Consider the following 15460-nt stretch of genomic DNA (forward strand, 5'->3'; position numbering starts at 1 on the left):
AATTTCTTGTAGGACAGCGCCGCGTGTCGCGGTAGGATCATCAAGGACCATGTCCGCGGGCCGGCGGAGACGCTACCGACGCTACTGCCGCAATCAGTTCTCCCGGTTCGACCGGCTTCGAAATATGGGTCGAAAATCCGGCTTCCAATGCCTTCAGGCGGTCTTCCGGACGGGCGAACGCGGTCAGTGCGATGGCCGGCACCTGGCCGCCGAGCTCGCGCGGCAGCGCACGTACCCAGGCGATCAGCTCGAATCCGTCCACTTCCGGCATGCCGAGGTCGCTGATCAGGACGTCCGGCCGGTCGGCGCGCAAGGCATCGAAGGCCTCGCGCGCGCTGGCCGCGACCCGCACCCTGGCGTGGCAATCCGTCAGGATACGCGCAATCAGCTCGCGTCCGTCGCGCGCATCGTCGACCACCAGCACGGTGCGTCCGGCGAGGTCGCGCGGGGCCGGTTCCGGGGTGGCCGGCGCCGGCGCCGGTGCGGGCGGGGGCAGGGAGCCGCCGCGCGCCGTCGCCGGCGCCGTTGCGCGCGGCAGTTCGATGGTGAAGCTGGCGCCCAGGCCTTCGCCGGCGCTGTCGGCGCGTACCGTGCCGCCATGCTGCTCGACCAGGTGCTTCACGATCGACAGACCCAGCCCGAGGCCGCCATGGCGGCGCGTCATCGAGGCATCTTCCTGGCGGAAGCGTTCGAACACGTGGGTCAGGAACTCGGGCCGGATGCCGGCACCATTGTCGCGCACCACGATCGCCACATTGTCCTCGCGTTCGGCCACCTCGACCGCCACCGTGCCTTCGCGCGGGGTGAACTTGATCGCGTTCGACAGCAGGTTCCAGATGACCTGCTGCAGGCGGCCCGCATCGCCCGCCACCAGCGCGCCGGGGGCGGCGTCATGCCGGACCAGGCTGATGTGCTTGGCGTCCAGGGCCGGGCGCACGGTCTCGACGGCGGCGTCGATGAAGACGGCGGGCGCGATCACCTGCATGTCGAGCAAGACCTTGCCGGATGTGATGCGGCTCATGTCGAGCAGGTCTTCGATCAGCTGGGCCTGGGCGCGCGCGTTGCGCTCGATGGTCTGCAGGCCGCGCTGCAGGTCGGCGCCGTCGCGGCTGCCGCGGCGCAGCACCTGCGACCAGCCGAGGATGGCCGACAGCGGGGTGCGCAGCTCGTGCGACAGGGTGGACAGGAACTCGTCCTTCATCTGGCTGCTGCGCTCGGCCTCGGCGCGCGCCTCGCGCTCGTTCTCGAGCAGCAGGGTGCGTTCCTCGGCGGCGCGGCGGGCGGCCTCGTACAGGCGGGTATTGTCCACCGCGATCGCGGCCTGGGCCGCGATGCCGCGCACGATGCGCTCGCTGCGCTCGGTAAACATGCCGGGCTCCGGATGGCCGAAGAACATGGTGCCGAGCAATTCTCCCGAGCGCGCCGCGACCGGCACCGCCATGTAGCTGCGCAGCACGGCAGCGCTGGCCGCGCCGCCGCTGCCGTCCTGCAGCAGGCAGAACCCGGGAATGCTGCCCTGGTGGCGCGGGTCGGTCCCGATGTCGTCCACCCGCACCAGGGCGCCGGCGCGCAGGTCGGGCCCGAACAGCGCGGCTGCGCGCGCCTCGTCCACGCCGTCGCAAGCGCTGGCAGTACTCGCGCCCACGGCGCGCAGCCAGAACAGGGTCGCCCAGGCCGGGCTGTCCGGCGCGGCGTCCTCGCTACCGTAATGGAGGAAGGCGCCGGTGCGCGCGCCGCTGACCCTGACCGCGGCCTCGGTGGCGGCGCGCAGCAGGGCAGGCAGCTCGCGGGTCGAGGCCAGGATGCTGCCGGTGCTGTTGAGCAGCTCCAGCACGTGCGATTCCTCGCGCAACGCCTGCTCGGCGCGCTTGACCTGGTCGACGTCGGTATTCGTGCCGAACCAGCGCAGCACCCGGCCCTCGGCATCGCGCACCGGGCTGACCCGGGTCAGGAACCAGCGGTAGCTGCCGTCCGCGCCGCGCAGCGGGAATTCCATCTCGAACGGGATGCCATTGCCAATCGTGGCGCGCCAGTGCGCCATCACGGCTGGCAGGGTGTCCGGCTCGATCACGTCTTGCCAGCGCCAACCGACGCTCTGGCGTGGGCTGCGCCCGGTATACGCGTACCAGCGGTCGTTGAACCAGACGATGGCGCCGTCGGTGCCGGCCATCCAGGCCAGCTGCGGGATGGTATTGGCCAGGGCGCGCAGCAGTTCCTCGCTCTGGCGCAGCGTGTCCTCGGCGCTCTTGCGTCCGCTGATGTCCTGCACCACGCCGGTGATCCCGAGCAGCGCTTCCTGTCCCTTGCGGTCGGCATAGTCGGGACGCCCGACCAGCGCCACCCAGCGCGCCGCGTGTCCGGTGCCGCCTTCGTGCGGCATGACGCGGCATTCGATGTTCAGGTCGGCATGCGTCTTGAAGGCCTTGAGCACGGCGCGCCGCACCTGGATCCGGTGCTCGGGATGCAGGCGCGCGCGCAGCTGGGGCCAGGGCAGCGGGGTGTCGGCCGGCAGGCCGAGGATGGCGGCGGCGCGCGCCCCCAGCAGCACCCGGTCGCGCCCCGCGTCCCAGCGCCAGTCGCCCAGGCGGCCGGCGGCCAGCGCCACCTGCAGGCGGTTGTTGTTCTCGACCAGCGCCTGCTGGTCCAGCTTGCGCTGGGTGATGTCCTGGAAATACAGGGTCAGGCCGTCGGGCGAGGGATGCAGGCGCATCTCGAGCCAGCACTGCAGGCGCACGTAATAGAAATCGCGCACCACGGTTTCGCGCCGCTCCATCGCGCGCAGGCAGTCGGCCGCCACCGACGTGCCGTGCAGGTCCTCGAACTCGTCCCACAGGTTCTTGCCGACCAGGCCGTCGCGGCTCTTGTCGAGCGGCGCGATCATGGCCAGCGCGCGCCCGTTGATATAGATGATGCGCCAGTCGTGGTCCACTGCGCAGAAACCGTCTGACAGGCTCTCGAGCATGTTTTCCATGCGCTCGGTAGCGCGCCGCAGGGCTTCCTCGGGGCCCACCAGCTCCGCTTCGGCACGCTGGCGCGCGGCCAGTGCGCCCTGCGCGTCGCGCGGCGCCTCCGGGCGCGCCGTATCGAGGTCGTGCTCGTCGTTCACGCGCCTCTCCACGACGGCGCGGCGGCAGGGCGGAGGCCGACCTTCCCGTGCCGGGACGGGCATGCAGGGCTGCCGATCGGTTCAGTCGGAATCATCATCGCTGGCATGGTAGGGCGCCGGGAGGCGCGTGCATGCGCCCGGCCTGTGCGGTCTATTGTAGCCCAGCCGGAAGCGGGCGCCACGCGCGCGCCCGCCTCAGCGCGCCGGCGCCGGCTGGCGCGCCACCTTCGCCAGCGCGTCCTGGAGCTGGTCCAGCTCGTAGGGTTTCTGCAGCGACAGGTAAGGGAAGTCGAGGTGGCGCAGCAGCGTGTCGCCGTAGCCCGAGGCGAAGATCACCTTCAGGCCGGGATGGCTGCCGAGCGCCTGGCGCGCCAGGTCGACCCCGGACATGCCGGGCAGGCTGACGTCCGAGAACAGCACCTGGTAGCGCCGCTGTTCCAGCAGGGCCAGGGCTTCGTCCGGATGGCCGACGCCATCGGCCTCGTGGCCGAAGGCCTTGAGCATCTCGCAGACCAGGTATTGCGAATCGAGATTGTCCTCGACCACCAGGATGCGCAGGCTGGCGTCGTCCGTCTCGGCGGCGGGCGGCGCCGGGATGGCCGCCGGCGGCGCCAGCAGCACGAACACGCCGCCGATCCCGCCGGCGCCGTCGGCGACCGGCGTCAGGCGCAGGTCGCAGCGGTGCGCGAGCGGGCCTTCGGCGCGGCGGAAGGACAGCTCCACGCCCGGCATCACGCCGGGCTCGCCGGACCAGGTCTGCTGCAGGACTGCCCCGGCACTCGACAGGGGCGGCGGCAGTACCGACGGCACCGAGCCGCCAGGCACCCGGCCGCAGCCCGGGCCAGCCAGCGCCGCGTAGGCCTCGTTGAAGACCAGGACCGTCTCGCGGCCCCAGACCAGCAGGCCGGGAAGCGGCGTATTCAGCAGCAGGTCGGCTGCCACGCGCAGCGGGACAGGCCAGCGTCCCGGTTCAGCAAGGCCGGTGCCGGTCCAGTCATAAGAGCTAACGGAGCGTGGCGAGTGGGCACTGGCCAGGTCGAATTCAGGCATGGATCGTATGTTATAGGAATGAAAATATGGCGGTCATCCTACACCAAATGGGGTAGTGCTGGCGTCATGATCCGTGCGCGCCGGCCGGCGGTGACCGGAAGTCGATGGCAGGAGCAGGGGAATGGTCCCGGGTACCCGGCGACGTTCCTCAGTGGCGTCCAAAAAAAAGCCCGCTTGCGGGAAGCGGGCTGAATCTATTTCCTTGGAGGAGAATAGAGGAGACGGATGCAGTATGCTGCACTGCCGCAAATCAGTCCAATTTATATTGTCAATAACCGTTATCAATTTTATTGATGATGAGCCGCCGGAATGCTCCACACTGTCGTGCTACGGGAACGACATCATGCCGTGCGCAATCGTGCGCTCTTGGTATGCGCGAGAAAATGTTCTACCATGGCAACTATGTCAAGATTCTTCCAGCTCGCCTGCGTTGTTGCGGCACTGACCATGCTGCACGCGCGCGGCGGGCATGCGGCTGGCCAGGCTGCGGACGAGGTTGGTTCCGCCCTGACGCTGCAGGACTACACGCTCGAACAGCTTTCCGACATCGTCGTCACCTCCATCGCGCGCCAGCCGGGACGGCTGTCCAGCGCGCCCGCTTCCGTCTACGTCATCAGCGCCGCCGACATCGCCCGTTCCGGGGCCGCCACCCTGCCCGAGGTCCTGCGCCTGGCCCCGAACCTGCAGGTGGCGCTGGCCAGCACCCAGGAATACGCGGTCAGCGCGCGCGGCTTCTCCTCGCAACTGGCCAACAAGCTGCTGGTGCTGGTCGATGGCCGCAGCGTCTACTCGCCGCTGTTTTCCGGCGTCTTCTGGGAAGCCCTGGACGTGGTGCTGGCCGACGTCGAGCGTATCGAGGTGATTGGTGGACCGGGCGGCACCATCTGGGGCACGAACGCCGTCAACGGCGTCATCAACATCATCACGCGTAGCGCCGCCGCGACCCAGGGCAGCCTGGTCGTGGCGCATGGCGGCCCGCGCTACGCGGGGGGGGCCGTGCGCCATGGAAAGCGCCTGGCCAACGGCGCCCATGTGCGTGTATACGGCAAGCGCGACGAAGCGAGCGCCGCGCCGTTCGAGGGCATGGGCGGTCGCGGCGGCGGGGTAGGGCGGCGCCAGGCCGGCTTCCGTCTCGACTGGGAAGGAGCGGGCCAGGCCCTGCAGGTGAGCGGCGACATGCATGCCGGCGCGCTGCGCCAGAACCGTGAACCGCGCACCGCGTTTTCCGGCGCCAACCTGGTCGCACGCTTCGATACCCGGCTGGCGGGCGACACCGCACTGCGCCTGCAAGCCTGGGTCGACGAGGAGCGGCGCACGCAGCGCGGAGTCGGCCGGCACGGGCTCGACATGGCCGACCTGGAAGCGCAGCTCGCCACGCAGTTGGGACGGCATGCGCTGACCTGGGGCGGTGGCTACCGCCATGCGCGCGACCATTTCGAGGACGGTCCGGTGCTGCAGTTCGTGCCGACCGGGCGTCGTCTGCGCTGGGCCAACCTGTTCGTCCAGGACGAAGTCGCGCTGACGCCCGCGCTGCGCGCGACAGCCGGATTGCGCCTGGAGCACAATGACTACACCGGCATGGAAACCCTGCCGAACCTGCGCCTGGCCTGGGACCATGCGCCCGGCGCCATGCTATGGGCGGCCGCCTCGCGCACGGTACGGGCTCCGGCGCGCTTCGACCGCGACCTGCGCCTGGCCGATGTGGCCGATGCGGCCGCGCCGGCCACGCCGGGCAGCGCGCGCTACCTGGTGGCGGGCGGGCCCGACATGGCATCCGAGACGGCCCGGGTGCTGGAACTGGGCTACCGCGCCCAGCCAAGGGGCGCGCTGTCGTATGCGGCGACGCTGTTCTATAGCGACTATGCGCGCCTGCGCACGCTCGAACCCCAGCCGGGCGGCGCGGTGTTCCGCAACCTCGGCCACGGCCGGGCGCGCGGCCTGGAGCTGTGGGGCAGCTGGCAGCCGATGCGCGGCTGGCGCCTGTTCGCGGGCGCGGTGTGGCAGGACATCGCCACCGGCGTCGCGCCGTCCAGCACCGACGCCTCGGCGCGACTGGGGCTGGCGCCGAACGACCCGCGCAGCTACTGGCAGTTGCGCTCGTCGCACGAGCTGGCCGCCGGACTGGCGGCGGACCTGATGCTGCGCCGTGTCGCGCGCCTGCCGCAGCCGGCGCTGCCGGGCTATCATGAACTGGACACCCGGATCGCGTGGCAGGCGCGCCCCGGGCTCGAACTGGCCGTGAGCGGCCATAACCTGCTGCATGCCCGCCACCCCGAGTTCGGGGCGGCGGACATGCGCCAACTGGCTGAACGCAGTGTGTTCGCCAGCGTAACGCTGCGTTTTTGAAGGCCAATGACAAGCATGAAGACCACCCATCCCGACCGCATGCGGCGCCGCCTGGCCCGTCGGGCCTTGACGCTGCCGCTGCCGCTTGCCCTGGTGCTGGCCACCGGCCTGGCGCTGCCCGCGCCGTCCGGGCGCGCCGCGCCGCCGGCCCTGCCGGCGGGCGGCGACAGCCTGGCGCTCGAGCGCCGGGTCAAGGCCGCGTTCCTCTATAAGTTCCTTGGCTATGCCGAGTTCCCGGCCCAGGCGTTTGCCGATCCCGCCGCGCCGCTGTCGATCGCGGTGGTCGGTTCGGAGGAAATGGCGACTGAGCTGGCGCGCATCGCCAGCGGCCGCACGGTGGGCGGGCGCCCGATCCTGGTGCGCAGCATGCGCGAGCAGGACGCGGTGCCGCCGGTGCACCTGCTGTTCGTGGCCGGCACCGATACCGAACGGGCCGGGCGCGTGCTGCGCGCGGCGGCGGCGGCCATGCTGACCGTGACCGAATGTGACGGCGGCCTGCGCCACGGCAGCATCATCAATTTCCGCATCGTCGACGAACGGGTGCGCTTCGACGTTTCGCTCGACGCCGCCGAGAAGAAGAACGTGAAACTCAGCTCGCGCCTGCTGACGGTGGCGAACCGCGTACAGAAGGGAGGTGCATGATGGCCATGCACGATACCGGCTCGGTACGCAGCAAGCTGATCCTGATGGCGGTGACGACCACCATCGTGGCCCTGCTGTCGGCCGCCGCCGCCATGCTGGTGGTCGACCTGCGCACCTTCCAGAAGGTCTGGGTCGACGATCTGACCGCCCAGGCCGACATCATCGCCGACGTCGCCGCGCCGGCGGTGTCGTTCAACGACAGCGCCGCCGCGACCCGCAACCTGGCGGTGCTGCGGCTGCGCCCGCAGGTCATGGCCGGCGCCATCTATACCAACAGCGGGCAGCGCTTCGCCACCTATGCGCGGGAAGGCGGCAAGGCCGCCTTCCCGGCACGGCCGGAAGCGGCGGGCTACCGCATCGAACGGGGCGAGCTGGTGGTATTCCGCCCGATCGTCGAGAACGGCGAGCCGCTCGGCACGGTCTACCTGCGCTCGCGCTACGGGCTGCTGGACCGGGTGCTCAGCTACGGCGCCAGCCTGGGCGGGGTGATGCTGGGCGCGCTCCTGATCGCGGCGCTGCTGGCCTCGCGCCTGCAGGCCTCGATCACGCGGCCGCTGCAGGCCGTGACCGACGTGGCGCGCCAGGTGATGCTGCAGCGCGATTTCACGCTGCGCGTGCCGGGCAAGGAAAAGGGCGAGATCGGGGTGTTGGTCGAGGCCTTCAATGACATGCTGGCCGAGATCGGGCGCCGCTCGGACGCCCTGCAGGCGGCCAACCGCACGCTGGAACGCGAGATGACGGTGCGCGAGCGCGCCGAGCAGGCCCTGATCGTGGCCGACCGCCGGAAGGACGAATTCCTCGCCACCCTGGCGCACGAACTGCGCAATCCGCTGGCGCCGATCCGCACCGGCCTGGACATCCTGCGCATCCGCAGCGGCGACGCCCAGGCCACCCAGCGCGCCACCGACATCATGGAGCGCCAGTTGCGCCAGATGGTACGCCTGGTCGACGACCTGCTGGACGTCTCGCGCATCAACACCGGCAAGTTCACCATCAAGATGGGACGCGTCGAACTGAAGGCGGTGGTGAACGACGCGCTGGAGGTGGTGCGCTCGTATATCGAACTGCATGGGCACGAGCTGGTGCTCGACCTGCCGGACCGCCCGGTGTTCCTGCATGGCGACGCCACCCGCCTGGCCCAGGTGCTGTCCAACCTGCTGAACAATGCGGCCAAGTACACCAACCGCGGCGGGCGCGTGACCCTCAGGGGCGCGGTCGAGGACCGCACCCTGGTGCTGGAGGTGGCCGATACGGGCATCGGCATCGTCCCCGACATGCTGGACTCCGTGTTCGAGATGTTCGTGCAGGTCGATTCGACGCTCGAGCGCAGCAATGCGGGGCTGGGCGTCGGCCTGTCGCTGGCGCGCAAGCTGGTGGAACTGCACGGCGGCACCATCGAGGCCCACTCCGACGGCCTGGGCCAGGGCAGCCGCTTCGTGGTGCGTCTGCCGATCGTGGTCGATCCGGAGCCGATCGCCAAGCCGACCCCGGCCGCCTTCATCAGCACCGAGAGCTACCGCATCCTGCTGGCGGACGACAACGTCGATTTCGTCAACAGCATCGGCGCGCTGCTCACGGCCATGGGCCACAGCGTGGTGATCACCCACGACGGGCCGGATGCGCTGGCCGCCGCGGCGCGCTTCTGCCCGGACTATGCCTTCCTCGACATCGGCCTGCCGCACATGTCGGGCTACGACCTGGCGCGCGGCATCCGCAAGCTGCCCTGCGGCGCGATCACGGTGCTGATCGCCGTGACCGGATGGGGACAGGAGAAGGACCGCCAGCTGGCCTTCGAGGCCGGCTTCGACCACCACATGGTCAAGCCGGTGCGCTTCGAGCAGATCGAGGAAATCCTGGGCAACCGTAGCATCATCAAGAAGCTGCGCACCTGAGGCGCAGGCAGGAGCGAGGACAGCCGTACGATGCCAGCATGCCCGGGAAGGTCTGGCAAGGCTGACCCGGTTGCCACGGCCGCAGCGTGCGGGAGTGCCGGTCGCTCCTGGCTACCCGCCATCGGCCAGGAGCGGGGGGTGTATTCTGGCGGCTGTACCTGTTCGAAAGAACGATGATGAAATCATGTCTTGTGCTCCTTGGCATGGCCTGCCTGGCCGGCTGCTACAGTCCCGACGATGAACGCTTCGCGGCATATCTCCATGGGCTGGCGAGGCCGGACATGCCCCTGGACGCAGTGGTGGCGGCATTGCAGTCCGAAGGGTTCATCTGCGACCCAATGCGGCCAGCGCCTTCAAGAACCTGTTCCAGGAGCAGGCAACTTCCTTTGCCCGCGGCATGCATGGAACGTGCCAATGTATTCTCGACGCCAGACCGGCTTGTCCAACGCGTCGCTATCCCGAAGATTGCCTGTACGGGACCATGAGCTGAAAGGCCGGCAGGTCTGCCATTGCGTGCCTGGAGGACGCTGCAACCGATTGGGGGCGGCCCAGACCGATCTGGAGCGCAGCCGTAGCAGGTGCCTGCCCAGCAGCGTGCGCCGTGGATGCGCAGCAGCATCGCATTCCAAAAGAAAAATGGCCCAGAATCGCTTCTGAGCCATTTTGAAGAAGTGGCGCGGCTGGCAGGAATCGAACCCACGACCCCTTGGTTCGTAGCCAAGTACTCTATCCAGCTGAGCTACAGCCGCCCGAGGCACGCATTATAGCAGCACCTCGGGAAATGGCAAAATCTTTGTGTGGATATTGATAGTGGACATGTCCGTGGCAGGCAAACGGCCTCTCGCCGCCGCAGCGAACGGCATGCCGCGCTGGGGCGCGAAGCCTGCTTTCGCTGTCGGCGCTGCATGTACCGGCAAAGGCGAGCGGGGCAGGCGGGCAGACGAAGGATGGGTAAACGAAAAAAGGGACCAGATTTTTCAATCTGGTCCCTCATATTCTGGCGCGGCTGGCAGGAATCGAACCCACGACCCCTTGGTTCGTAGCCAAGTACTCTATCCAGCTGAGCTACAGCCGCCCGATGCACGCATTATAGCAGCGGTATCCCGCATTGGCAAAGCCTCATTGGCACCGTGCACGGCGCCGGCCGCCATCTGGCTGGGCGGGCGCGGCGGCCCAGGGTGCCGGACCGGGCATGTCCAGGCGGAGGAGCCACGGCACAACGAAAAAAGGGACCAGATTGTTCAATCTGGTCCCTCACATTCTGGCGCGGCTGGCAGGAATCGAACCCACGACCCCTTGGTTCGTAGCCAAGTACTCTATCCAGCTGAGCTACAGCCGCCCGATGCACGCATTATAGCAGCGGCTTGTTGTTTGCGGAAGTGCCATTTTTTTCCGTACGCCAATCAGCTCTGGTAGATTAGGCGGGTTGGATCGACACTGGAGTCCTATGTTTTCCCGCACGCCGCGACGCCAAGCCCTGCGCACTCTGCTGGGTGCGCTCATCCTGATCTGGATCTGCAGCGCAAGCGCGCTGGCAAGCCCGCGCAGCCTGCGCTTCGAACGCCTGTCGATCGAGCAGGGGCTGTCGCAGCAGTCGGTGCTGACCATCCTGCAAGACCGGCGCGGCTTCATGTGGTTCGGCACACAGGCCGGACTGAACCGCTACGACGGCTACCGGGTCACCGTGTTCCGCAACGATCCGGCCCGGCCCGGCAGCATCCCCGACAACTACGTGCTGGCTTCCCACGAAGATGCGCAGGGGCGGCTATGGTTCGGCACCAAGGGCGGACTGACCCGCTATGACCAGGCCAGCGGCAAGTTCATCCGGCATGTGCCGGCCGCGCGCACCGCCAACCCGGCCGTGCTCGCGATCAAGCCGGCCGCCGGCGGCGGCCTGTGGCTGGCCACCGGAGACGGCCTGCTTCACCTCGATCCGGACAGTGGACGCATGCGCAGCTACCGCCACGATCCGGCCGACCCCGGCACCCTGCGCGACAACCGTGTCAACGCCCTGGCGCTGGACAGGCGTGGCAACCTGTGGATCGGCACCGCGGCCGGCCTCGACCGACTGGCGCCCGGCGCTTCCCGCTTCGAGCACATCGATGTCGATGGCGTCGACCTGCAGCGCAATACCGTACTGGCCTTGTCGATGGGACCGCGCGACACCTTGTGGGTCGGCACCGCGGCCGGCCTGGAAGCATGGCGCCTGGCCGATGGCGCGCCGTTCGCCCAGCCGCAGCGGCGCCACATCGGCGGCGAGGAAGGACTGGGCGAGCTGCGCATCAATGCCCTGTACCACGACGGCGGCGGCACGCTCTGGGTCGGCACCGACATGGGCGGCCTGAAGTGGCTCGACCCGGCCAGCGGAAGCTTCCTCAGCTACCGCAACGACCGCGCCGACCCGCACACCCTGTCCGACAACCAGGTGACCAGCATGCTGGTCGACCGTACCGGCACCCTGTGGGTCGGCACCATGTTCGGTGGCCTCAGCCGCACCGACCTGGCCAGCGGCGGCTTCGCGCGCTACGGCGGCAACGAGGGCCTGGGGCGGGCCCGGGTACGCGCCATCGCCGAGGAACCGGGCGGCGCGCTCTGGATCGGCACCACCGGCGACGGCCTGATGCGGATGGCGCGGCCGGGCGGGCCGATCGAACGCATCGGCCGGCGCGACGCCCCGGGCGAGGTGGTCAGCGCGCTGGCCTGGCAGCACGGGCGCACCTGGATCGGCACCCCGACCGGCCTGGTCTGGCGCGACGGCGCCGGCAACTACGGCCACGTGGCCCTCGGCGCCAGCCCTGGCGCCAACTATGTGCAGGCCCTGCACGCCGGGCGCAGCGGCACGCTGTGGATCGTCACGCGCGGCGGCCTGGCCGCGCTCGGGCCGGGCCAGGACCAGGTGCGCAGCTGGCGCCACGACCCGGCCAATCCCGCCAGCCTGGGCGAGAACTATGGCTTCGCCGCCCTCGAAGACCACCAGGGCATCGTCTGGATCGGCACCGAGACCGGCCTGGAACGCTTCGACCCGGCCAGCGGCCGCTTCAGCCGCTACCGGCACGACCCGTCGCGGCCGGACAGCCTGCGCCACAGCCGGGTCTACTACCTGATGGAATCGGCGCGCGGCGAACTGTGGGTCGGCACGGCCGGCGGCCTGCACCGCATGCAATACGGGAAGGATGGCGCCAGCTTCCGCTTCTATCCCTTCACCGCCTCCCGGGAAGCGCTGCCGATCGGCGCGGTGCTGGAAGACGGCGGCGGCCAGATCTGGGCCAGCACCACCAACGGCATTACCCGGCTCGACCCGGCCACCGGCCTGGCCAAGAACTACACCGCCAAGGACGGCCTGGTGGACGGTTCCTATTTCGTCGGCGCCGGCCTGCGCGCCAGCGACGGCCAGTTCTATTTCGGCGGCGTGAACGGCCTCAGTGCGTTCCGGCCGGACGGGGTGCGCGACAATCCCTACGCGCCGGAAGTCGTGATCACCGATTTCCTGGTCATGAACCGCTCGCGCGCCACGTCCGACATCGACGGCCAGGCCAGCCTGACGCTGTCGCACCGCGATTCGGTCTTCGCGCTCGAGTTCGCGGCCCTGCACTACGCTGACCCGGACGGCAACCGCTACGCTTACCAGCTCGACGGCTTCGACCGCGACTGGGTCGACACCGATGCCCGCCGCCGCTTCGCCAGCTATACCAACCTCGATCCGGGCGACTACACCTTCCGGGTACGGGCCAGCAACAAGGACGGCGTGTGGAGCGAGCACCCGGCGACGCTGAAAATCAGCATCACGCCGCCGTTCTGGAAGACCCTGTGGTTCCGTGCGCTGGCGGTGCTGGCCGTGCTGGCCCTGGCCACGGCCGGCTACCGGCTACGGGTGCGGGCGCTGGTGGCGCAGAAGCTGCTCCTCGAGCGCGAGGTCGGCGCGCGCACCGAGGAACTGCGGCGCCAGAACGCATCGGTGGAACGGCGCAAGCGCGAAGTCGAGGAACAGAAGGAAGTGGTGGAGCAGGCGCACCGCAACATCGCCCTGCTGTCCGACATCGGGCGCGCGCTCACCGCGAAACTGGACCAGGAAGCGATCCTGCGTGCCCTGTACGAGCAGGTGCGCGCGCTGATGGACGCCGGCCTGTTCACGGTGGTGCTGCGCCAGCCGGAGCGCGCCACGCTGGACTATGCCTTCGTGGTGGTGGACGGTGTGCGCTGTCCGGGCCTGGAAGTACCGGACGATCCGCGCCGCTACCTGGCCGCCTGGGTGATCGCCCAGGCGCGCGAGGTGCACGCGGGCCAGGGCTATTCGGTGCGGGAGGCGCTGCACGCCTGCCTGCCGGAGCTGGCGGCGGACGAAGCGCTGGCCCAGGCCTTGCCCTGCGCCTGGCGCGCCGGGCTGGCGCCGGGCTCGCTGCTGGCGGTGCCGGTGATGGTGGGCGAGCGGGTGCTGGGTGCGCTCTGCGTGCTGAGCCCGGCCGCCGCGGCCTACGGCCAGGTCCACCTCGACATGCTGGAAACCCTGGCCGCGTACGCCGCGGTAGCGCTCGACAATGCCAGCGCCTACCGCCAGCTGAAGGATACCCAGGCCCAGCTGGCGGCCCAGGAGCGGCTGGCCTCGCTCGGCTCGCTGGTGGCGGGCGTGGCCCACGAGCTGAACACCCCGATCGGCAACAGCCTGCTGATGGCCAGTACCCTGCAGGAGCGCACGGGCGACATTGCGGCGCGCTTCGACAGCGCCAGCCTGCGCCGTTCCGACCTGGCCGACTACGTGGCGGCCTCGCGCGAGGCATCGGCCCTGATCATGCGCAGCCTGCACAATGCGGCCGAACTGGTGAGCAGCTTCCGCCAGGTGTCGGTCGACCAGGCCAGCGCCCAGCGCCGCCGTTTCGACCTGGCCCAGGCCTGCCAGGAGATCGTCGCCACCATGATGAACACGGTGCGCCTGGCCGGGCACCGGCTCGAACTGGCGCTGCCAGCGGGAATCGTGATGGACAGCTTCCCCGGCCCGCTCGGCCAGGTGCTGATCAACCTGATCAACAACGCGCTGGCGCATGCCTTCGCAGGACCGGGCGGCGGCATGCTGCTGTCGGCCACGCAGCTCGATGGCGCGGCGGTGCGCATCGTGTTCCGCGACGACGGACGCGGCATCGCGCCGGAGCACCTGGCGCGCATCTTCGACCCCTTCTTCACCACCCGCATGGGGCAGGGCGGCAGCGGCCTGGGGCTGAACATCAGCTGGAACATCGTCACTACCCTGCTGGGCGGCACGCTGCGGGTGGAGAGCACGCCCGGCCAGGGCGCCGCCTTCATCCTCGAGCTGCCGCTGGTGGCGCTCGCGCCGGAGACGCCGCCTGCGCCGCCAGAGCCTGCCCGGCGCTGAGTTCAGGCCACCAGGTTGCGCGGCTGGCCGGCGGCCCAGGCCTCGATGTTATCGACCAGCATGTCGGCCAGGGTCTGCATGGCGCCCGCGCTGGCCCAGGCCACGTGCGGGGTCAGGAGGAAGTTCGGCAGGCGCAGGCGCAGCAGCGGATTGGCCGGATCGGGCGGTTCCTGCGCGAGCACGTCGAAGCCGGCGCCGCCGATGCGTCCGGCCAGCAGGGCCTCGGCCAGCGCCGTCTCGTCCACCAGGCCGCCGCGTGCGGTATTGATCAGGAGCGCGTGCGGCTGCATGCGGGCCAGTTCGGCTGCCCCGATCAGGTGGCGGGTCTCGGCGCTGAGCGGCAAGTGCAGGCTGACGACGTCGCTGGCGGCCAGCAGTTCGCCAAGGGGCAGCTGGACCACGTCGCCGTCGGCGACCGGCGAGCGCGAACTGGCCAGGATCCGCATCCCGAAGGCGCGCCCCAGCTGGGCCACGCGGCGCCCGAGCGCGCCGTAGCCGACGATGCCGAGGCGGCTGCCGGCCAGGTCGCCGATCGGGTGGTCGAGCAGGCAGAAACGGTTCGAGCGCTCCCAGCGCCCGGCCTCGACGTCGGCCGCGTAGGCACGCAGGTTGCGGCGCAGGGCCAGCAGCAGGGCGAAGCAGTGTTCCGGCACCGATACCACGGAGTAGTCGCGGATGTTCGCGACCGTGATACCCGCCGCGCGGCAGGCCGCGAGGTCGATGTGGTCGGTGCCGGTGGCGGCCACCGCCACCAGTTTCAGGTCGGGAAGGCGCGCGAGGTCCCCGGCGCGCAGCGGCACCTTGTTGGTGACCGCCACCGTGGCCCCCTGCAGGCGCGCCACCACCTGGTCCGCGGCGGTGTTGGGATGGTCGCGCCATGCGTGGACGAAGGCGGGCGGGCGTAGCCGGGCCTGCAGGCTGTCGCGGTCGAGGAAGACGATACGGTGCATGGCGGCCTCGCGGCGGGGGAAAACCGCATTGTAGCGGCGGCGCGGCCGCCGGCGCGGGCTGGGTTAGCTGGCGTACAGTCGCGCCCCGCTGGCCCGGCCTACACTGGCG

The 15460-nt window shown here is 69.9% G+C and carries 7 protein-coding genes and 3 tRNA genes; 4 read left to right on the top strand and 6 right to left on the bottom strand.

Annotated elements, in window-relative coordinates:
- Positions 1–40: 40 nt before the first annotated feature.
- Both LCI23_RS04095 and LCI23_RS04100 read right to left on the bottom strand, forming a co-directional pair.
- The gene (locus LCI23_RS04095; protein WP_224944510.1) at positions 41–3106 is read right to left on the bottom strand and encodes an ATP-binding protein; all 3066 of its coding nucleotides are present in this window, start codon (positions 3104–3106) and stop codon (positions 41–43) included.
- A gap of 195 nt (positions 3107–3301) precedes the next feature.
- The gene (locus LCI23_RS04100) at positions 3302–4156 is read right to left on the bottom strand and encodes a response regulator (RefSeq protein WP_224944513.1); all 855 of its coding nucleotides are present in this window, start codon (positions 4154–4156) and stop codon (positions 3302–3304) included.
- A gap of 393 nt (positions 4157–4549) precedes the next feature.
- Here LCI23_RS04100 and LCI23_RS04105 point away from each other — a divergent pair, with 393 nt between their 5' ends.
- Genes LCI23_RS04105 through LCI23_RS04115 form a run of 3 tightly spaced genes read left to right on the top strand, consistent with a single transcriptional unit; the run spans position 4550 to position 9036 of the window.
- Positions 4550–6502: a TonB-dependent siderophore receptor gene (locus tag LCI23_RS04105; RefSeq protein ID WP_224944514.1), complete on the top strand. Its 1953-nt coding sequence runs from the start codon at positions 4550–4552 to the stop codon at positions 6500–6502.
- 15 nt (positions 6503–6517) lie between these two features.
- Positions 6518–7144, top strand: coding sequence for a YfiR family protein (locus LCI23_RS04110; protein WP_224944517.1), 627 nt, complete (start codon positions 6518–6520; stop codon positions 7142–7144).
- Positions 7141–9036, top strand: coding sequence for an ATP-binding protein (locus LCI23_RS04115; RefSeq protein WP_224944520.1), 1896 nt, complete (start codon positions 7141–7143; stop codon positions 9034–9036). Before LCI23_RS04110 ends, LCI23_RS04115 begins: the two co-directional genes overlap by 4 nt.
- 672 nt (positions 9037–9708) lie before the next feature.
- Here LCI23_RS04115 and LCI23_RS04120 read toward each other — a convergent pair.
- The 3 genes from LCI23_RS04120 to LCI23_RS04130 form a co-directional block, all read right to left on the bottom strand.
- Positions 9709–9785 (bottom strand) — tRNA-Arg (locus LCI23_RS04120).
- 249 nt (positions 9786–10034) lie between these two features.
- Positions 10035–10111 (bottom strand) — tRNA-Arg (locus LCI23_RS04125).
- Between the two features lie 187 nt (positions 10112–10298).
- Positions 10299–10375: transfer RNA gene (locus LCI23_RS04130), tRNA-Arg, on the bottom strand.
- Between the two features lie 108 nt (positions 10376–10483).
- Here LCI23_RS04130 and LCI23_RS04135 point away from each other — a divergent pair.
- Positions 10484–14401, top strand: a complete 3918-nt coding sequence (locus LCI23_RS04135; protein WP_224944524.1) for a two-component regulator propeller domain-containing protein — start codon at positions 10484–10486, stop codon at positions 14399–14401.
- A gap of 2 nt (positions 14402–14403) precedes the next feature.
- Here LCI23_RS04135 and LCI23_RS04140 read toward each other — a convergent pair whose 3' ends face one another.
- Positions 14404–15351 carry a D-2-hydroxyacid dehydrogenase gene (locus tag LCI23_RS04140; RefSeq protein ID WP_224944527.1) on the bottom strand — a complete coding sequence of 316 codons (948 nt, stop codon included), beginning with the start codon at positions 15349–15351 and terminating at the stop codon, positions 14404–14406.
- Positions 15352–15460 lie beyond the last annotated feature (109 nt).

The organism is Massilia sp. MS-15 (assembly GCF_020176695.1).
In the GTDB taxonomy this organism is placed as follows: Bacteria; Pseudomonadota; Gammaproteobacteria; order Burkholderiales; family Burkholderiaceae_D; genus Telluria; species Telluria hydrophila.